The following is a 19276-nucleotide window of genomic DNA, read 5'->3' as shown; positions in this document are numbered from 1 at the left end:
TCCACAGTACTCGAGGGAGCGCGGCTTGTCGGATCGCCGCACCGCCGCGAAGGGGCCGATGCATCTACCCCATCATCTGGGCCCGAAGCACAGCATTCGCGGGCAAGCCTCGCTCCAACGGTATTCGTACACGTTGGACAGCCCAACGATCAAACCGACTTGCGCCCCTCCACCACCATCCGCACCGCAAACCCGCATAACACCGTGCCCATCAGCCAGCGCTGGAAGGTGGCCCAGTTCGGCCGTTGGGTGAGGAAGCCGGCGATGGAGCCGGCGGCCATGGCAATCATTGCGTTGACGGTCAGGCTGACGGCGATCTGGCAACTGCCCAGAACCAGGGACTGGCTGAGCACTCCGGCACCGTGGTCGAGGCTGATGAATTGCGGCAGCAGTGACAGGTAGAGCACCGCGACCTTGGGGTTGAACAGGTTGGTCATCAGGCCCATGAGGAACAGGGTCCGGTTGCTGTCCTGGGGCAGGTCCTTGACCTGGAAGGGTGAGCGGCCGCCGGGTTTGACCGCTTGCCAGGCCAGGTAAAACAGGTACAGGCCACCGGCCAGGCGAAGGGCGTCGTAGGCGTAGGGCACGGCCATGACCAGGCCGGTAATACCGAACGCCGCGCAGAGCATATAAAAGATAAAGCCCACGCCAACGCCGCCCAGGGAGATCAGCCCGGCCTTGCGCCCCTGGCTGATGGAGCGGGAGATCACGTAGATCATGTTCGGTCCGGGCGTCAGAACCATACCCAGGGAAATAAGGGAAAAAGCAATCAGGTTGGCGAGATCCGGCATGACACGTCCTGCTATCGGCGTTTTTTGGAGAAGGCGAATCGATGACGCATTGCAGCGGATGGCAAGGTGTCGGTCAATCACTAAACGGCGGCGCCCTACAAAAAAGCACCAACGTGATAGCACTGTGATACTTAAGTTTACATATCCCTCCTATGTTGTTGCCCAATATATATTTTCCTCGTAATGGCAAAATGCTTTGCCTGTATGCGAAACTTCGAAATATCAAGCGGCCCACTTATCTCGGGCTCAACGGCGGGTAACGGGATGAACAAACACGACGGCAAGGGATTGTCATTTGCCAAGCGCATCTATTTACCGCGCAGTATCGGGTTGGGCATCGGTTTTTTCAGTGTCCTGGCGACGCTGTACCCCACACACCCATCCGGCTGGGTCTGGGCGCTGTTGGTCTTCAATGGCTTTATCTGGCCCCATGTCGCCTATCAATTGGCGCGGCTGTCGCGTCAGCCGTACCAGGCCGAGCGCCGCAACCTGATCTACGACTCTCTGGGCGGAGGCTTCTGGGCCGGGGCCATGGGCCTGAGCCCGCTGCCGACAGTGACCGTGTTGTCGATGATGGCGATGAATAACATCGCCGCAGGCGGTCAACGGTTGTTTATCTACGGCAGCCTCGCGCAAGCCTTCGGTGCGTTGGTGGCCATCCTGATCTTTTCGCCGGCCTTTAATCCCGGCAGTACGCCGCTGCAGATCTATGCCTGTTTGCCGATGCTGGTGATTTATCCGATAGCGGTGGGCCTGGTGTCTTATCAAGTGGCGGTGAAGTTATCGGCGCACAAACATATCCTCAGCAAACTCAGCCGCACCGACAGCCTCACCGGTTTGCTCAATCACGGTTCATGGAAAGATCTGCTGCATATCGAGTTCGGCAATTGCCAGACGCTGGAACGCAATACCACAATCGCTTTGATCGATATCGATCACTTCAAGAACATTAATGACAGTTACGGTCATATTGTCGGCGACACCGTACTCAAATTGATGAGTGATGCGTTGGTGCGCAAGTTACGCGACAGCGATCTGGTTGGCCGTTACGGCGGCGATGAGTTTTGCGTGATTCTGCCCAATACCTCGCGCCAACAGGCCTTTGAGATCCTCGAACGCCTGCGCCTGGCAATGAATGCCCACCATGACGTGCTGCTACCGCAATTGCAGATTGGCCTTAGTGTCGGCATCGCCAGCTACGGCCCGCACCTGACGGACGCGGCGATGTGGCTGCACGAGGCGGACAAGGCGCTGTACAGCGCAAAAAGCAGCGGCCGGAACCGGGTGGTCGTGGCCACTACCGAACCGCCGCAGTTTGCCTGGTCCAATCCGCAGCTGGAGTAATCAGCTCAACGCCTTGGCCAGCATGCCGAACAGGCCCGGCATTTCTGTAGGCTTGTTTTGCTCGGGTTTGTCCGAAATCGGCAAGCTGGGGTACTCCGCGAACTTGCTGCTCAAGGCCGATGCGTCCTCGCCCTTGTCGGAAAACCTCTGCATCACCTGCTCCATGAACTCCAGGTTGCTGTGGGCACGGGGCTTGTCCGGGTCAGTCATGTAGCGCACAAACCCCTGATCCAGCCGCGTACTGCTTAGCGCCTCGCTGTCACGAATACGCTTGAGGGTAATGCGCTCGGCGCCGGAGAAATAACCCCGCGGCTCTTTGCCCGCCTTGTCGGGGTCGCTCTGCTGCTCGCGATAACGGGCCAGGTTCCTGGCCAGGTCATCGACGTACTTGAGGTCGGCGCCCTGCTCCCGCGCGTGGAAGTAAATATCGCTGATCAACGCCCGATCCTGCTTACTCAACTGTTCGATAGCCGGTTTCGCCTCGATCCTGGCTTTGCTGTCGAGAGCATTGACCGCGCTGTTTTTACTCTTGTCGCCCAGCCGCTGTTTCAGCAACCCTTCGCCGCTGATGGACACATCCGCGGGCGGCTTTTGATTCTTCACCGCAGCACGGGTTACCGCGCGCATGCGCTCACTCACTGTGTTCAGATCGATACGCCTGGACACCACCGGCGCGATGATTCTGGATTCGACCATGGCCATGATTCATCCCCATCTGTGAAAGAAATACGGTACGCGGATGACTCGAACGAGCACCCGCGCGTATCGCGGCGGCGGTTCAGTCGCGCTTGAAGCGGTCGGCAAGAAAGTCGAACAACCCCAACTGAGTGTTGCGGCCCAAGACTTTGCTGAGGGTGCGCAAAATCTGCTCCATGGTCGGCGTCGAGAAGCTGGCCTTGGCGCCCCACTTACGGGTCGGGTCGCCAGAGAGGTCCGGATCGACCTTGGGTTTGGTTGGCGGCTGGGCTGCCAGGACCGGTGCCGATCCGTGGTAGTCCTTGAAGCCGGTAAAGCGCGAGAAACGATTACCCAGCGGCGCGGTTTTTTCTCCGTCGGCGGAGAATTTGTTGACCACTGCTTCGAGGAAGTTGAAGTCGGTATGGCGGATATGCGCGTACTTGCTGTCGACAGCGTGGCGGATAAAGTCCGGGTCCAGATGCGAGCTCTTGAACGCCTCGCTGTCCATGATCCGCTTGATGATTGCCTTGTCGGCGTCGGTGTAGTCGTACTTCTTGGTCCGCCCCGGTATCACGGCAATATCGACCATGGACATCTGCTCGCCATTCTTGCTCTTGCGAAACTGACCCAGGACACCGGCCAGTTGGTCGACATAGCCCAGGTCGATATTTTGCTGCTGGGCATACTCATAGACATTGCCCAGCAAATTGCGATCGGTTGTCGTCAGAAACTGCGCGTCCGGGGACTTGCGCGTGGTGTCGTTGAACTCATTGATGACCGTCGGTTCGATCTTGGGATCGAGGCAACGAAATACCCGGCTCAACAACAGGGTCTTGCCGCTGATGGACGAAGCCTCCCCCAGATAAACAGCGGGTTTGGCCGGGGTATAAGCGCAGGCTGAGGTGGCGTTTTTTGTGGCCTGCGCCGGTGCAGTTTCTGTCGGTTTTTTTGTCTCTGCCTTTCTGGCGGTGTGCTCCTCGGCGAGCTTGAGGGCATTGAACTGGGCCATGGTGTTGATTTGTGATTGTGGGACTCTCATGGTGCCTCCTTGTTTTACCTGAAGCCCCTGGGCCGTCCATGGCGGGGCGCTTTGTTGCAACTATGTTGGACGTCTCTCTGTCAGTTGCGGCGCGTTCGCCGCCCCATCGCGGCGGATCGTGGTTGTTCAACCCGCCGCACGGTTGAGGCGCGGCAGATTGGCCAACAGCCATTCGGGCGTGCGCTCCTGCAACAGCAGGCTGATGGGCGCGTCCAGTTGCAGGCGGCCATAGAGCGCCTCTTCACGCTGCAGGTGCTCCTGCTGAACCTGGCGATAGTTGTAGGGGTAGATGCTGCGTTCGATGGGCAGCAGGGCATCGAAATGTTGCAGCAGGCCGTGGAAGACAATGCGCCGCTCCACCGTTTCACGGGTAGTGGCGATCAGTTTGATGAAGTACTCACCGTCGAGCTGGCGTAAGGCCTGGCTGGCGGCATAGCGCTCGGCGAGAGTAAAAGGTGCCAGTTCGTCATACACCACCACGCCGAGAAAGGCCCGGCAGCGCTGCTCGAAAGGGTTTTCGGCATAGGACCGACGATGATGGAAACCCAGCACGAAATCTACGGCACGCTCGGCGTGCTCCCTGCGCTCGGGACGCTGCAGTTCCAGCAAATCATTGAGCTGGGGCGCTTGCCGACCCAGCTCAATGATTTGCCGGGCGAACTGTGCAAAAAGGCCCTTGGGGCCCATCAGCCTGGCCTGCTGCTCGCACAAGACCGAGTGCGACAGCGGCGCCTGCCTGGCCGCCAACTTGCGGAAGTTGCGCACTGCCACGGGATCGACCGCAATGCAGGCCAACGAGGTCGAAGGTTGCGGCAATTGATCCTGTTGAAGTGAAACTGCATTCATCTTGTGACTCCTTTTGGTGAAATACCCAGACACTCCGCATCTGGTAATGAATACGCGGCGGCGCTCAACAGCCAATTGAAAGAGTCGAATATAGCGCCAGCCCGCAATACAGCGTGCTATCGAGAATATTAGTCTTGCTGCAGTAACATTAAACGGACTACAGCGAGAACACTGCCACACCCTCCACGATGAACAAACCGCCCTTATCTGGAGCGTCGAATATTAGGTGCCATTTATAGTCGAGCGCAATCCGACAGATGTCGGGGATTGTTCAACTTTTCGCAATCGGGCATGACTCACATGCAGCGCCATGAGTTCGGCACGCCTTTTAACTCCGTACTTTTTGAGCAACGCGGAAACATGGTCCCGGGCCGTGTAAATACTCATGTTCAGCTGTTCGGCAATGTCCTTGTTAGGGTAGCCGCGCAGCACCAGGGCCAATACCTGCGCCTGTCGCAAGGGTGCACGCATCTGTTCTCCTCCTGTTCGCGTTGCTCGTTCCTGAGCATGCTGGATGTCTTCCACAGCATTCATCCTGACCACGAAAAGTGCATCGGCCTGAACTTTGTTTTTTTTAGGAAGTTTTGTTCACCGTTACAAATTAAATAACCCTGTGCATATCCAGGCTCTACAGCAATGCTAAGCACCGTACAGAAACCTCCTACACACCAAAGAAAAATCCTACACACCAAAGTAATCCTTCCTACTCAATTTTACTTGCACACAGTTAATTTTCCGGCAACTCCAGACGCAAACCATAAGCTCACGCAAACAGCATTACAATCCGCAGTTACAATTAATTACGGCAAGGAATTACTCATGAGTTCAACAGAGAAAAGGACTTCAAGCTTGTAGGAAATAAACTACATAGAGAACGAGCAATAACTCACATGACAGGAGAGAACGGCCAGATGAATGAATGCTGTTTTTCTGTAGGAGCGGCTTCAGCCGCGAGAGCGTCCTCCCGGCTAAAGCCGGTCCTACAGATGCGGTGCCAGGATGTCACAGCGACGGTTTCTACCGAAAAAACACACGCTCAACGCGGTGTATGAGCCGCCTCGGCACCCTCAAGTTGCATCCCCCGGCGCAGGCCAAAGAATGCTGCCGTCCCCAGTCCGACCGTGCCCATCACCGCGCAATAGCCAACGCACACCCACGGGCTCCAGGGCATCAGCATGATCAGCAGTAAAGGCGTCGTACTGGCCCACAGCGCATAGGCAATGTTGTAGGTGAAGGAGATCCCGGAGACGCGAATTTTCGCAGGGAACAGGCCGACCATAACCGACGGCACGACGCCCACAATCCCACAGCCGAGACCTGCGATGGCGTAGGCAAGGGTCAGGGGCAGCCATTGGCCGATCAGACTTGCATAGAGCAGGCCGACGCCCAGGGGCAGCAGCAGGCTGTAGAGAATTACCCCGCGCCAGGCGCCTATGCGGTCGACCAAATGGCCGGCCAGTACGCAGCCGATATTCAGGAAGACAATGCCCACGCTGCTCAGAGCAAAAGTGTTCATCGGGGTCATGCCAAAGCGTTGCTGCATGACGGTCGGCGTGATGACGACCAATACCACAACCGCAGAGGTCAGCACGCAGGTCAGCAGGGCCGCCGGCAGCAGTGACTGGCGATGCTCACGCAGTACAGCGCGCAGGGGCAGTTCGGCCATGTCCTGACGCTGGGCGTGCAGGGCCATGAATACCGGTGTTTCACTCAGCCAGCGGCGCAGCCAGACACCAATGACGCCGAACACGCCGCCCAACAGGAACGGCAGGCGCCAGGCGTAATCGAGGATCTCCGCCGGGGTGAATACCTTGGCCAGCCAGGTCGCGGTCAATGCGCCGAGCAGATAACCGAAGGTCAGCCCGGCCTGCAGCACGCCCAGGGCGTAGCCGCGATGGCCATCAGGGGCGTGCTCGGCAACGAACACCCAGGCACTGGGCACTTCGCCGCCCACCGCTGCACCTTGCAGGATGCGCAGGCCCAGCAGAATCAAGGGCGCCCAATAGCCGATCTGCGCATAGGTCGGCATCAGGCCGATCAGCAAGCATGGCAGGGCCATCATCAGGATGCTCAGGCTGAACACCCGTTTGCGCCCCAGGCGGTCAGCAAAGTGCGCCATCAGGATGCCGCCCAGCGGACGCGCCAGGTAGCCGGTGACGAAGATGCCAAAGCTCTGCAGCAGGCGCAGCCACTCGGGCATTTCCGGCGGGAAAAATAGTTGGCTGAGGGTCAGCGCGAAAAACACGAAGATGATGAAATCGTAGATTTCCAGCGCACCACCCAGGGCAGCAAGGCCCAGGGTCTTGTAGTCGCCCCCGGAAAACCGCGGGGGACGTGGGCGAATATCAGCCGTCATGACAGCTCCCATACACAATTCAGTTGACGGTAGGGGCCGTGGCCCGGTTACCGGGCGCGAAGAATAGCAAAGCGTGGGAGGATGGTGCGGCCGGGGTTACGAATGAACGTTTTTAGCCGGACAAACACCAATCTGTGGGACTGCATAAACCCTTGGAGCGCAGCATGAACAAACTCGAACTGTTCCATCTGGCAGAGCAAGGCACCGTCGACGAACTCAACCTGCTCTCCCTGGAGTCAGGTATCTATCTGCTGGAAATACGCACAGCCAGCCATACTTCGATGCTGCGCAGTGATCAGGACAAGGTGTTGCACCTGCGCTCCGTGGAGCATGCACGGACGTTTCTGGAGGGTTTGCCCCGGACACCGTTTTTCCTGGTCCATGCTTCGCCCTACAACGAAATGTGCGGCCTGGACGATGCGCCGCAGCAACCTCTGCGAATCCCGGTTTCCCTGGAAGCCTGGCGCTGAGGCATACGGCGCGGAGAATATCCGGTGGCCACGGAACTTAACCTGTCAAAACCCGCACTGAGTCTCAATGCCTGCCTCAGCATCGAGACTGACCGTGATGACTCCTTCGCGCCGCAACAGTATTGCCCTTGATGCCCTGAATTTTTTCCTGGCGGACGTACGTGACGGCCTGGGGCCTTATCTGGCCATCTATCTGCTGGCCGTTCAACATTGGGACCCAGCCAGCATCGGTGGCGTGATGACCGTTGCCGGACTGGTCGCACTGCTGACCCAGACGCCAGCCGGTGCCCTGATCGACCGGACCCGGGCCAAGCGCGCCGTCGTGATCATTGGCGCATTACTGGTGACAGGCAGCTGTGTCATCCTGCCATTTATTCAGGGTTTTACCTGGGTAGCCCTGACCCAGGCGCTCGGCGCGGCGGCAGCGTCAGTATTTGCCCCGGCCATCGCCGCGATCTCCCTGGGCATGACCGGCGCCAAGGCCTTCACCCGCCGCACCGGACGCAACGAAACCTTCAACCATGCAGGGAATGCCTGCGCCGCCCTGCTGGCCGGCGGGTTCGCGTATCTGTTCGGGCCGATTGCAGTGTTCTACCTGATGGCCGCCATGGCCCTGGCCAGTATCCTTGCGGTCTCGAGCCTGTCGGCCGATGCCATCGACCATGAAGTCGCGCGCGGGCTTGACAAGCATGCCCAGGGCGAAGCCGTACACGTTTCCGGCTGGAAAGCCTTGCTGCATCATCGTGCGTTGCTGATCTTCGGCGCGTGCTGTGCGCTTTTTCACCTGGCCAATGCGGCGATGCTGCCTCTGGTCAGTCAGAAACTGTCGCAGATAGACCTGAGCCTGGCGACGCCCCTGACTTCCGCCTGCATCGTCGCCGCCCAAGTGGTGATGATCCCCGCAGCCCTGCTGGTCGGCGCCCGTGCCGATCTGTGGGGACGCAAACCGCTGCTGCTGGCAGGCTTCGCCATTTTGCCGGTGCGCGGCGTGCTCTATACCTTGTCGAGCGATCCTTACTGGCTGGTCGCCGTGCAGATGCTCGATGGCGTCGGCGCCGGGCTGTTTGGCGCGCTGTTCCCCCTGGTGGTCAAGGATCTGACCCAGGGCACCGGGCGCTTCAACGTCAGCCTCGGCGCCCTGACCACCATGTTCGGCGTGGGCGCCGCGCTAAGCAGTAGCCTGGCGGGAGTCGTGGTTCAGCAGGCCGGGTACAACGCGGCCTTCCTCACCCTGGCCGCTGTTGCCGCCCTTGCCCTGCTCCTGCTGATGCTGGCCATGCCGGAAACCCTGCGCTCGCCTGCACCAGAGCGCGCTTCTCAGAATGTAGTCCGCAACCCCACCTGAATACTGCGCCCCTCGGCCGGGGCGATATCGCGCAGGATAGAACTGGCGTAGCGCACGGTCTGGTTGGTCAGGTTCTCGGCGTTGACGAAGGCCAGCCATTTGCTCTGGCCGACATCGAAGTGATAACCAACGTTGGCGCCCAGGGTGGTGTAGCCGTCCGTGCTGCTTTCATTGGCCGGGACGTGGTGCTGGGCGCTGGCGTGTTCAACGTCGATACGCGCCTGCCAGCGGTCCAGTTCCCAGAGTAGGCCGGTGTTCAGACGCAGCGGCGCGATGCGCGGCAGGTCTTCGCCGGTGTCGAGGTTCTTCGCTCGGGTAACGTCACCTGACAGCTCCAGGGCGAACTTGCCGTAGGCGCTTTCGCCCAGCTTCCAGTGATCCTGGGCTTCGACACCGGCGAAACGGGCACGCACACCGGAGTAGGTGTACTCGGGAATGCCATTGGCGTCTTCCTCACCTTCGTCATTGAGCGTACGTCCCGTCCCCAACAGGCCGATGTAATTGGAGAAGTGGCTGTAGAACACGCCGACGCTGCCCTTGTGTGTACCGTTGTCGAAACGCAGAGCCAGGTCGCTGGATACAGCCTTTTCCTTGGACAGCCCGGCATCGCCCAGCTCATAGGTGCCGGTGGCGACGTGGGCACCATTGGCGTACAGCTCGTAGAAGGTCGGCGCGCGCTCGGTATAGGCCAGGGTCGCGGCCACCGACCAGACCGGGGTCAGGGTATAGACCGCGCCGGACGACAGGCTGCCCGCGGTAAAGCTGCTGGAACGGTCGGCGGCGGCGAAGCGTTCGTTGCCTTTGGCGTCGGGGTCGACCGTGGTATGTTCCAGGCGCCCGCCCAGGGTGAACAGCAGGCGGTCGGTGGCTTGCAGTTCTTCGAGGATGAACAGCGCGCCGACATCGGTATCGGTCTGCGGTACGAAGGCTTCTTCGCCCAGGGCGGAAAATTCATTGCGGTTGATCTGTGCGCCAATCACCCCGTTGAACGGCCCCAACGGCTGATGGCGGGCCTCGATGCGCGCCTCGTAGCCCTTGTTTTTGAAGGTGGTGCCGGTCTCTCCGCCTTCGATTTCGCTGTGCTTATAGTCGGTGTAACCCGCATCGAACTTCACCGAGCTGAACGGCCCGGACAGGTTGCGGACCTCTGAGGCGAAGGCGTAGTGCTCCTGCTGCATGCGGATGCGTACGTCTTGCTCGGCGGGCGAGCCGTAGTTGGAGTCGTAGTTGCTGTAGGACAGGCCGGCGTAACCGTCGTCCCAAGTGTAGGAACCACCCACCGCGCCGCCGTCCTGACGGCCGTCGCTGTTGGCCAGGCGATGTTTGCGCGAATCGTCGTCACCGGCGGCACGCTCGGCGCCGGTCTTGGCGTAGCCGGGGATCTTCAGGTCGTTGAACTCCCGGGCGTTGGCATCGATATGCAAGGCGAAGGTGCCGTTACCGGCCTCCAGCTTGCCCGCGCTGCTGCGGGTGGTGTCGGCGCCGCCGTAGCGCAGTTCACCGGCACCGTGAATGCCTTCGATGGCTTCGGTAGGAATGCGGTTGTCGAAGGTGTTGACCACTCCGCCAATGGCGCTGCCGCCATACAACAGTGCCGCCGGACCACGAACGATTTCGATCTTCTCGACATTGACCGGGTCCAGCGGCACAGCGTGATCGTAGGACAGCGACGAGGCGTCCAGGGCGCCGACGCCATTGCGCAGGATGCGGATGCGATCGCCGTCCTGGCCGCGAATGATCGGGCGGCTGGCACCGGGGCCGAAGTAGGACGACGACACGCCTGGCTGCTTGTTCAGCGTCTCGCCGAGGCTGCCCTTTTGTTGCAGGGTCAAGTCATCGCCACTCAGGACTGTGGTCGGCGCGGCGAGCGCCTGGCTGCCCAGTGGGTTGGCGGTAATGACCTGGGGTTGCAGTTCGATGGGCTCGGCGGCGAAGACGGGGGAAGCCATGAACAGTGCGGCGGCGAGGGGCGTGAGGTGGCGTGGGAACGTTGGGGCAGGCATTGCGCAATTCCATGTCGGTCGAAGGGGCAGTAGATCAAATGAAACAATATAACAATGTTATACAGTAACATTTTAATGCGCCAGTCTGATTTGGTTACGTCTGTTCTAGCCTCTTCGCGGGCAAGCCTCGCTCCAACGGATCGCACCTCTTGCGTAGGAGGGGCTTTAGCCGTAAGCGCGTCCTCCTGGCTAAAGCCAGCCCTACGGGATAAGGCGATTTTCGTGGGAAATACATCCATGGCGATTCCCCGGATAAACCTATGGATGATGGCGTGCACTTCGCTCAGGCCCCACGCTGCCGCCATTCATCCCTCGGATTGTTCATATGCGCGCTCAACTCAAACTGGCCCTCGTAGTCATCCTTACCGGCATCGGCGCCGGTCTGGGCGGGATGTTGCTGGCCTTGCTGCTGCATATGATTCAGCACCTGGCCTACGGCTACGGGCAGGATGCGCTGAGCAGTCATGAGAGTTTCCTGCTGGGGGTCAGCAGTGCCTCGGTGCAGCGGCGGGTTGCGGTCATGGCCTTGTGCGGGGTGATCGGCGGGCTCGGTTGGTGGGCGGTTTACCGTTGGGGTCGGCCGCTGGTCAGCATCAAGCAGGCGGTCGGGGACAAGGCGCCGCTGATGCCGGTCAAGACCACCCTCGCCCACGCCTTACTGCAAATCATCACCGTGGCCCTGGGCTCACCTCTGGGTCGCGAGGTTGCGCCGCGCGAAGTCGGCGCACTGGTGGCCAGTACCTTGTCGCAATGGGCACGTCTGCCCGTTGCGACTCATCGCCTTCTTGTCGCGTGCGGGGCCGGGGCCGGGTTGGCAGCGGTATACAACGTGCCGCTGGGTGGCGCGGTGTTCGTGCTGGAAGTGCTGGTCGGCAGTTTCACCTGGCCCGCCGCCTTGATGGCTTTGGCGACGTCCGCCATTGGTGCCTCGATTGGCTGGCTGGGCCTTGGGGCCGAGGCGCAATACGTATTGCCGAAGCTGCCACTGAGCGCCAGCCTGATCGCCTTCGCGCTGATCTGCGGGCCGCTGTTCGGCATCGCCGCCCACGGCTTTGTGCGCCTGACCGGCCACGCCCGTCAGCATGCTGCCCGTGGCTGGCAATTGCCGGTGCTGGCGCTGCTCAACTTCACGCTGATCGGCTGCGTGGCCATTTACCTGCCGCAGATCCTCAGCAACGGCAAAGGCCCAGCGCAGCTGGGTTTCGACAGCGAACTGGGGATCGGCCTGGCCGCGCTGTTGCTGGTGGTCAAACTGCTGATCACTTCCAGCACCTTGCGCGCCGGGGCCGAGGGCGGCTTGCTGACGCCGGGCCTGGCGATTGGCGCACTGCTGGCGATTCTCTTGGGCGGTTTGTGGAGCCTGGCCTGGCCGGGTATTCCACTGGGCGCTTTTGCGTTGATCGGCGCGGCGGCGTTTCTCGCATCGTCCATGAGCATGCCCATCACGGCCATCGTGCTGATCGCCGAATTCACCCGCATCGATCATGACTTCCTCGTACCGATCATCCTCGCCGTGGTGGGCTCGGTGTGTGCCAGTCGCCTGTGCGGGAAATTTAAATCGCCGCCACCTCGAATTCCGCTGACACCCTGACATAGACTGCCTGAACCATCACAAGGATCAGGCTCATGACATTCTCGTTGCTGTTGGCTGTACTGATGTCGGGATTTATCTATGGCATCTCGCCAGGGCCTGGCGTCCTCGCGGTGCTGGGCATTGGCGCGGCCAACGGGCGCAAGGCCGGGGCGGCGTTTCTCAGCGGCCATTTACTCGGTGATGTGATCTGGTGCAGCACGGCCCTGGCGGCGATCATCGGCGCCAAGGTGATCGGCAGCACGGCCTTCGATGTGCTGGGCGTATTGAGCGGCCTGTTTCTGTTCTGGCTCGGCTTCAAGGCGATCACCGCCAAGCGCAACAGCGACGGCCAGCCCCAGGCCACGGCACGCCAGCCGTTCTGGCACGGCATCATGTTCGGCCTGACCAATCCCAAGGCTTACCCGGTGGCCGTGGCGACCTTTACCGCGCTGATCTCCAGCCGCGCCGAGCTGCTGAACTGGTCGATGCTGCCGTTGCTGATTCTGCTCAGCACCCTGGGCGGGATCATCGCCTATTCGATCATCATCACCCTGGTCGGCACCCGCCACGTACGCACTCTGTATCAGCGTCATGAGCTGACCATCACCCGCATCTGCGGCCTGATGTTCATTGGCTTCGCAATCAATGCCCTGATGCATGCGGTGCCGAGCCTGATCCCGCGCAAGCCCTGATCAGTCTGCTGACGTGGCCTGCTGCTCAAGCCACGTCAGAAACTCTCTGACCGGCGATTGCCGTTCGCGCCCCGGCACGCAGACCGCAAAGTAACGCGGCCCCGGCAAGCGCACGTCAGGGCGATAGGGTACGAGCACGCCCTTGGCCAGACTGTCGGCCACCAGCACGCTGCTCGCCAGCACCAGGCCCTGCCCGGCAATCGCCGCGTTCAAGGCGAAATGCTCATCCTCGTAATGGCGCAATACCGCCCGCGACAGCCAGTCGCCGTGCCCCGCCGCCGCGCACCAGGTCAGCCAGTCCAGAGCAAAGCCGCCGGGAATCTCCCAACGCAGGTCGATCAGTTCAAGGCGCTCGACAGCCGCCGGATCGGCCTGGCCGGGTGCGGCATAGGCGGCGAAATCCTCGCTCATCAGCGGTCTGTGCAGCAGCGCCGGGTCTTCCCGGGAAACAGTGCGGATGGCCAGGTCGATGCTGGAATCACGCAGCAATTCCACCACCTCATTGGCGGTTTCGACCCGCACGTTGAATGACGGCCACTGCCGGTAGAAATCTCCCAGCCGGGGAATCAGCCAGGACGCCGCCAGGGCCGGCGTGGTGGTAAGAATCAGGGTGTGTGAATCCGCGCGCGGGCGCAGGGCTTCGAGGCTGCGGCTGATATCGAGCAGGGCCGCGTGGGCGTCGTGGTACAGGCGCTCGCCCTCGGCAGTGAGCTGCACGCCCTTGCCGCTGCGGGTGAACAACAGAGTGCCGAGCCAGGCTTCCAGGGCCTTGATCTGATGGGAGACCGCCGCCGGCGTAACCGCCAGCTCGTCGGCGGCGCTCTTGAAGCTGGCCGAACGCGCCGCCGCTTCGAAGGTGCGCAGGGCGGTCAAAGGAAGTTTGCTGAACACGGGCAGCCTCGCCACAAGTGAATTGAATTGAGCGAGGCTGAATTTATCTCATTTTGCGCCTGCAGGATTTGCCATTAACGTGCAAGCCCAAACCAAGGAGACCCGCCATGCAAGGCCCCGCCCGTAAAGTGCTGCAAGCTGTGCTCTATGAGGGCGTCGCGGTAGCGTTCATTACCCCGATTCTCGACCTGCTGTACGACCAGGGCATGGTCTATTCAGGGCTGCTGTCAATTTTGATGTCGGCCAGCGCCCTGGCCTGGAACATGATCTTCAACGCCCTGTTCGAACGCTGGGAAGCCCGCCAGCCGCAACGCCAGCGCACCCTGAGCCGACGCCTGCTGCACTCTCTTGGCTTCGAGGGCGGCCTGACCCTGATGCTATTGCCGCTGATTGCCTGGTGGCTGAGCATTTCCTGGTGGGCGGCCCTGGCCACCAACCTAGGGTTGTTCGGGTTTTTCTTTGTGTATTCCCTGGTGTTTCAGTGGGTGTTTGACCGGGTGTTCGATGTGCCGGAATCGGCGATGGAGCAGGCTTCACACTGACTCATTCTGGAATGGGGGCTGTACGAGATCCCGCCCTCCTCTTCAACCTCACACCATCAGGCTGCAAACACTTAATAGGAAGTACGGGTAAATCTTGTGGGAGCGAATTCATTCGCGAACACGGTATTACAAACGAAGAAAAATGCGGCGGATACACCGGCCTCTTCGCGAATGAATTCGCTCCCACATAGTCCGGTGACTCTCCAGCAGGCGAGGTTACAACCCCACCTTCAACAACTCGCCATTGTCATCATCAGTCAGCACATAGAGAAACCCGTCCGGCCCCTGGCGTACATCGCGGATGCGTTGTTTCAGCTCGCCGAGCAAACGTTCTTCGTGAACGATCCGGTCACCATCGAATTGCAGGCGGATCAGGGTTTCTGCCGCCAGGGCACCGATAAACAGGTTGTGGTCCCAGGCCGGAAAGCGCTGGCTGTCGTAAAACGTCATGCCGCTGATTGCCGGGGATTTTTCCCACACATGAAACGGCTTGATCGTCCCTTCAACAAACTTGCCCTTGGCCTCTTTGATCGGCTCGCCGGAATAGTCGATGCCGTGGGTCGCCAATGGCCAGCCGTAGTTGCCGCCACGTTCGATGATATTGACCTCGTCACCACCCTTGGGCCCGTGTTCGTGGGTCCACAGGGTGCCGGTCCAGGGGTTGAGCACCGCGCCCTGCTGGTTGCGATGGCCGAAGCTCCAGATTTCCGGGCGTACGTTCTTCTGATTCACAAAGGGGTTGTCCGGCGGCACCTGGCCGTCCGGGTAGATGCGCACGATCTTGCCCTGCAACTTGTCCAGGTCCTGGGCGGTGGCCTTGTCGTTGTTCTCGCCCAGGGCGATGAACAGGTAGCCGTCGCGGTCGAAGACCATGCGCGAGCCAAAGTGATTACCCACCGACAACTTGGGCTGCTGGCGGAAGATCACGGTGAAGTTTTCCAGATGAGTCATGTCCGCCGACAAGCGTCCGCGCCCGGCTGCGGTGCCGGCGTGGTTGCCGCTTTCGTCACCTTCGGCGTAGGTCAGGTAAACCAGACGGTCCTTTGAGAAATCCGGCGACAGCACCACATCGAGCAAGCCGCCCTGCCCCTTGGCCCAGACCTGCGGCACGCCGGAAATCGGCTTGGAAACCTTGCCGTCCTCGCTGATCACCCGTAAATCGCCGGGGCGTTCGGTGACCAGCATCCCCTGCTTGTTGGGCAGGAACGCCAGCGCCCACGGATGCTTCAGGCCAGTCGCGATAGGTTCGACGCTGATGCTGCCCAACTCGCTCGGATAGTGCTGTACCTCGGCAGCCGCAGCGCTCAATGGCAGGGACAGACAGGCAACCGCACACAGGGTTGCGGACAGGGTTCGATAGAACATGGACAGTTCCTTATGTCTCAATTGGTGGGCTTGCGTTCGCCGCTATTGCCCGAATTGCCCGCGGGGGCAGTGTTCTGACGGGCAGGACGCGACGGCACTGAATAGCCATTGCCGACGCCACCGTTTTGCAGGGTCGGCGGACGCGGGCTGGGCGCCGTGCTCGGGCCGCGCACCGGTGGCGTGCTGGATTCGCTGCCCTGGCGGCTGTTGGGGTTCGGGTTATTGCTGGGGTTGTCGTAGGTACTGTTAGGCAGGTTCTGGGCACCAACGCCGCAGCTCAGGCCCAGGGCGAGCACAGAGCCGAGGCCGCACGCACGCAGTATTCGGGTAAGACGATTCATCACGGTCTCTCCGCAAATAGAAAGGTAGACCTAGCTTGGAGGGCCATTGTGTGACGAGGTTCGCTTTTAACTGACGGTTGTTTTTGTAACAAGAATAATCAGCCTTCCGACGAGTTGCACAAATCTTCCAGACAAATCCTGCGTTCATAGGTAACGTCGTCCGACGAACGTCTTTGTTATCGGAGCGGCGGCATGGCCACGCAGAACTGGATCACTCTCAAGCAGGACGCCGAATCCGGCATCGAGACGATCCGTGCGCACTTCGAGGGCCATGCCTATGATCCGCACTGGCATGACAGCTATCTGGTGGGCCTGACCGAACAGGGAGTGCAGCAGTTTCACTGCCGCCACGTCCGCCATCAAAGTACGTCCGGTGGCGTGTTCCTGCTTGAGCCGGGGGAAATCCATGATGGCGACGCGCCCATGTCCGAAGGTTTCACTTACCGCACCCTGTACCTGGAGCCGCATTGGCTGGAACGGGAACTGCGCGCCCTGTTCGAACAAGCCCCCGAGCATTGCGAGCTGAGTTTTGCCGCGACCCTGGCCCGCGACCCGCGCCTGGCCGAGTGTACCGCCCAGGCCTTCAGTGCCCTGCACAGCGAAGACCTGCGCATCGTGCGCCAGACCACCCTGGACAACCTGCTCGGCAGCCTGACCCAGCACCTGCGCTGGCGTAAGCGCATCAACCCGGACCCGCGCCTGCCCCTGGTGGCACAACGGGCGCGGGATTACCTGCACAGCCATCTGCACCAGGACATCGGCCTGGATGACCTGGCCCAGGCCACGGGCGTCGACCGTTTTCGCCTGACCCGCGCCTTCAAGGCCGCCTTTGGCCTCGCACCCCATGCCTATCTGATCCAGCTGCGTCTGGCTCGGGCACGACGCCTGCTCGCCCTCGGCCAGACCCCGGGCGACGTCGCCGCCTCCCTCGGTTTTTCCGATCAGAGCCACCTGGGACGCTGGTTTCAGCGCGCCTATCGGATGAGCCCGGCCGACTACCGCAAGCGCTGCTCAAATCTTCCAGACTGAAACGCCCGGCAAGGCGATGATCAATCCACGATCCATTGCTGCCGAGCCGTACCATGTCTTCGATCCTGCCGTTCCTGTTGTTCGCCTTTGTCGCCTCCATTACCCCCGGCCCGACCAATATCCTGGTCCTGACCAATAGCTCGCGCCACGGTCTGTGGGCCACCACCCCTATCGTGCTCGGCGCCTGTGCCGGTGCCGCTGCGCTGGTACTGGTGGTGGGCATGGGCCTGGGCGATGTGTTGATTCGGCATCAGACGTTGCAGACGGTGATGTCCTGGGTAGGGATCGCCTGGCTGAGCTGGATGGCCTGGCAGATTTTCCGCAGCCCGGCCGAAGCCATCGATCCCAACCAGACGACCAGGAAAGGCCCTGATCTTGGCCTGTTCGGCGCGGCCAGCCTGCAACTGATCAACCCCAAGACCTGGATGATGGCCCTGGCCGTGACCAGCGTGTTCGCCGGGCACGATGCCGACCGCACCTTGCGCGTGCTGTATTTGTCCCTGGCGTTCTTTGCGGTGGCGATTCCGTGCATGACCGCCTGGGCCTTTGCCGGGGTTGGCGCAGCGACGTTCATTCGCTCGGCCAAGAGCATGCAGCGGTTCAACCGGGTGATGGCCCTGCTGTTGCTGGCCTCGACCTGGATGACGTTGTTGGTTTGATCTTTTACAGATTGACATCCTCCCCTCCCTCTCAGCCTGCTACGCAGGGCCTCGCCAGACAAGCTGGAAAGGAAGGGGATTCCTACCGTGTTTAGCCCGTTAGGGCTAACTCACCTCGGTGGGTTCCTGCTGCTGACGGCCTTACAGCACCATTCACTTCACAGGCGAACCGGGCATGTCCTGCCCTTAAAACATTGATCGCACCAACAACGTCGGCGTTATCCTCGAAACCACATTCGACACACCGGAACTGGGCCTGAGTCTGCCGGTTATCCTTGCAGACATGCCCACAGCATGGGCAGGTCTGGCTCGTATAGTGCGGTGCAACTGCAACGAGGTATCCACCCTTCCACGCCAATTTGTAGTCCAGTTGCCGACGAAACTCGGACCAACCTTGGTCGAGAATCGCTTTATTCAGACCTGACTTGGCCCGAACATTCCTGCCTGGTTGCTCACTGCCCCCTGCCGAGGACTTGGACATATTGCGAACCTGCAAGTCCTCGACACAGACCATCGCGTGGTTTTTGCTGATGCTGGACGTGGTTTTGTGCAGGTAGTCGCGGCGAGCGTTACCGATATGGCTGTGAATGCGCTGAACACGGGCTTTTGCTCGTTTCCAATTACTGCTGAATTTGGTTTTTCGGCTCATCGCCTGCTGGGCTTTACGCAAAGCGTTTTCATGGCGCTTGAAGCTGTTGAGCGGCGCAAAGAACGTACCGTCCGAAAGCGTGGCAAAGCGCGAAATACCCATGTCTATGCCGACCGCATTGCCGTGCGGTGTTGGTTGTTCGACTTCACGGCGAGTTTGAATGCTTACGAACCACTTGCCGCCTGACTGACTAACGGTAGCGTTGCGCAGCTCACCAAGCACTTGGCGGCTGTTGCGGTAACGCACCCAACCAAGCTTTGGTAGGAAAATGCGTGAGTTGTCCTGATCCAGTTTGATTTGCTTGGAGTCTGGATAACGGAAGCTACCTCCTGAGCCTTTTTTCTTGAAACGTGGGAAGTCGGCACGTTTTTCGAAGAAATTTTTATAGGCCAGCTCCATATCTTTGAGCGCATGTTGCAGCGGGTGTACAGGGGCCTCTTTCAACCAGGGTGTTTCTGAGCCGTTGCGCCAAGCGGTGAGTCTTTTTGCCATCGCTACATAGCCGATGAATGTGTTCCCCGCTTCATGATTTTCCTTCTGCAATGCCAAGGCCTTATTGAACACAAAGCGGCATGCCCCGCAGAAGCGGCGCATATCACGCTGCTGGTCGCCGGTTGGCATGAGTTTGAATTTAAAGGCTTGGAGTCGTTGCATAACCTCCAT

The 19276-nt window shown here is 60.4% G+C and carries 19 protein-coding genes; 8 read left to right on the top strand and 11 right to left on the bottom strand.

What is annotated here, in order from left to right; all coding sequences use genetic code 11:
• Positions 1-149: 149 nt before the first annotated feature.
• Positions 150-791: a LysE family translocator gene (locus M2401_RS02255; RefSeq protein ID WP_259099137.1), complete on the bottom strand. Its 642-nt coding sequence runs from the start codon at positions 789-791 to the stop codon at positions 150-152.
• A gap of 264 nt (positions 792-1055) precedes the next feature.
• Here M2401_RS02255 and M2401_RS02250 point away from each other — a divergent pair, with 264 nt between their 5' ends.
• Positions 1056-2135: a diguanylate cyclase gene (locus M2401_RS02250; protein WP_259099136.1), complete on the top strand. Its 1080-nt coding sequence runs from the start codon at positions 1056-1058 to the stop codon at positions 2133-2135.
• Here the strand turns inward: M2401_RS02250 and M2401_RS02245 are convergent, their stop codons facing one another.
• The 5 genes from M2401_RS02245 to M2401_RS02225 form a co-directional block, all read right to left on the bottom strand.
• Positions 2136-2831: a hypothetical protein gene (locus M2401_RS02245; protein ID WP_259099134.1), complete on the bottom strand. Its 696-nt coding sequence runs from the start codon at positions 2829-2831 to the stop codon at positions 2136-2138.
• A gap of 82 nt (positions 2832-2913) precedes the next feature.
• The gene (locus M2401_RS02240; RefSeq protein WP_259099132.1) at positions 2914-3852 is read right to left on the bottom strand and encodes a hypothetical protein; all 939 of its coding nucleotides are present in this window, start codon (positions 3850-3852) and stop codon (positions 2914-2916) included.
• Positions 3853-3978: 126 nt separating this feature from the next.
• Positions 3979-4698, bottom strand: a complete 720-nt coding sequence (locus M2401_RS02235) for a hypothetical protein (RefSeq protein ID WP_259099130.1) — start codon at positions 4696-4698, stop codon at positions 3979-3981.
• Between the two features lie 222 nt (positions 4699-4920).
• The gene (locus tag M2401_RS02230; RefSeq protein ID WP_259099874.1) at positions 4921-5169 is read right to left on the bottom strand and encodes a response regulator transcription factor; all 249 of its coding nucleotides are present in this window, start codon (positions 5167-5169) and stop codon (positions 4921-4923) included.
• A gap of 565 nt (positions 5170-5734) precedes the next feature.
• The gene (locus M2401_RS02225) at positions 5735-7054 is read right to left on the bottom strand and encodes an MFS transporter (RefSeq protein WP_259099127.1); all 1320 of its coding nucleotides are present in this window, start codon (positions 7052-7054) and stop codon (positions 5735-5737) included.
• Between the two features lie 164 nt (positions 7055-7218).
• Between M2401_RS02225 and M2401_RS02220 the strand changes: the two genes are divergently transcribed.
• Complete coding sequence (locus M2401_RS02220; protein ID WP_259099125.1) at positions 7219-7524, top strand: DUF6482 family protein; 306 nt, start codon at positions 7219-7221, stop codon at positions 7522-7524.
• A 97-nt stretch (positions 7525-7621) separates the two neighbouring features.
• Complete coding sequence (locus tag M2401_RS02215; RefSeq protein ID WP_259099871.1) at positions 7622-8869, top strand: MFS transporter; 1248 nt, start codon at positions 7622-7624, stop codon at positions 8867-8869.
• Here M2401_RS02215 and M2401_RS02210 read toward each other — a convergent pair.
• Complete coding sequence (locus M2401_RS02210; protein WP_259099123.1) at positions 8842-10872, bottom strand: TonB-dependent receptor; 2031 nt, start codon at positions 10870-10872, stop codon at positions 8842-8844. The two genes, M2401_RS02215 and M2401_RS02210, sit on opposite strands and share 28 nt — an antisense overlap.
• Positions 10873-11197: 325 nt before the next feature.
• Between M2401_RS02210 and M2401_RS02205 the strand changes: the two genes are divergently transcribed.
• Both M2401_RS02205 and M2401_RS02200 read left to right on the top strand, forming a co-directional pair.
• On the top strand, positions 11198-12463 hold the full coding sequence (locus M2401_RS02205) for a chloride channel protein (protein ID WP_259099122.1): 1266 nt from the start codon (positions 11198-11200) through the stop codon (positions 12461-12463).
• Positions 12464-12498: 35 nt separating this feature from the next.
• A complete protein-coding gene (locus M2401_RS02200; protein WP_259099120.1) occupies positions 12499-13137 on the top strand; it encodes a LysE family translocator in 639 nt (212 codons plus the stop codon).
• Here the strand turns inward: M2401_RS02200 and M2401_RS02195 are convergent, their stop codons facing one another.
• Positions 13138-14028 carry a LysR substrate-binding domain-containing protein gene (locus M2401_RS02195; RefSeq protein WP_259099119.1) on the bottom strand — a complete coding sequence of 297 codons (891 nt, stop codon included), beginning with the start codon at positions 14026-14028 and terminating at the stop codon, positions 13138-13140.
• A 107-nt stretch (positions 14029-14135) separates the two neighbouring features.
• Between M2401_RS02195 and M2401_RS02190 the strand changes: the two genes are divergently transcribed.
• The gene (locus tag M2401_RS02190; RefSeq protein ID WP_259099117.1) at positions 14136-14570 is read left to right on the top strand and encodes a PACE efflux transporter; all 435 of its coding nucleotides are present in this window, start codon (positions 14136-14138) and stop codon (positions 14568-14570) included.
• A 216-nt stretch (positions 14571-14786) separates the two neighbouring features.
• Here the strand turns inward: M2401_RS02190 and M2401_RS02185 are convergent, their stop codons facing one another.
• Complete coding sequence (locus tag M2401_RS02185; RefSeq protein WP_259099115.1) at positions 14787-15935, bottom strand: PQQ-dependent sugar dehydrogenase; 1149 nt, start codon at positions 15933-15935, stop codon at positions 14787-14789.
• Positions 15936-15952: 17 nt separating this feature from the next.
• Complete coding sequence (locus M2401_RS02180; RefSeq protein WP_259099114.1) at positions 15953-16276, bottom strand: hypothetical protein; 324 nt, start codon at positions 16274-16276, stop codon at positions 15953-15955.
• A gap of 192 nt (positions 16277-16468) precedes the next feature.
• On the opposite strand from M2401_RS02180, the gene M2401_RS02175 reads away from it, so the two are divergent.
• Both M2401_RS02175 and M2401_RS02170 read left to right on the top strand, forming a co-directional pair.
• Positions 16469-17305 (top strand): AraC family transcriptional regulator, encoded by an 837-nt coding sequence (locus tag M2401_RS02175; RefSeq protein WP_259099111.1) that lies wholly within the window; start codon positions 16469-16471, stop codon positions 17303-17305.
• Positions 17306-17358: 53 nt separating this feature from the next.
• A complete protein-coding gene (locus M2401_RS02170; protein ID WP_259099109.1) occupies positions 17359-17964 on the top strand; it encodes a LysE family translocator in 606 nt (201 codons plus the stop codon).
• A gap of 91 nt (positions 17965-18055) precedes the next feature.
• On the opposite strand, the gene M2401_RS02165 is transcribed toward M2401_RS02170, so the two are convergent.
• Positions 18056-19267, bottom strand: coding sequence for a transposase (locus M2401_RS02165; RefSeq protein ID WP_259099106.1), 1212 nt, complete (start codon positions 19265-19267; stop codon positions 18056-18058).
• Positions 19268-19276: the final 9 nt, after the last annotated feature.

The organism is Pseudomonas sp. JUb42, from assembly GCF_024807945.1.
GTDB lineage: Bacteria > Pseudomonadota > Gammaproteobacteria > Pseudomonadales > Pseudomonadaceae > Aquipseudomonas.
This window is presented reverse-complemented; position numbering and strand designations above follow the sequence as displayed.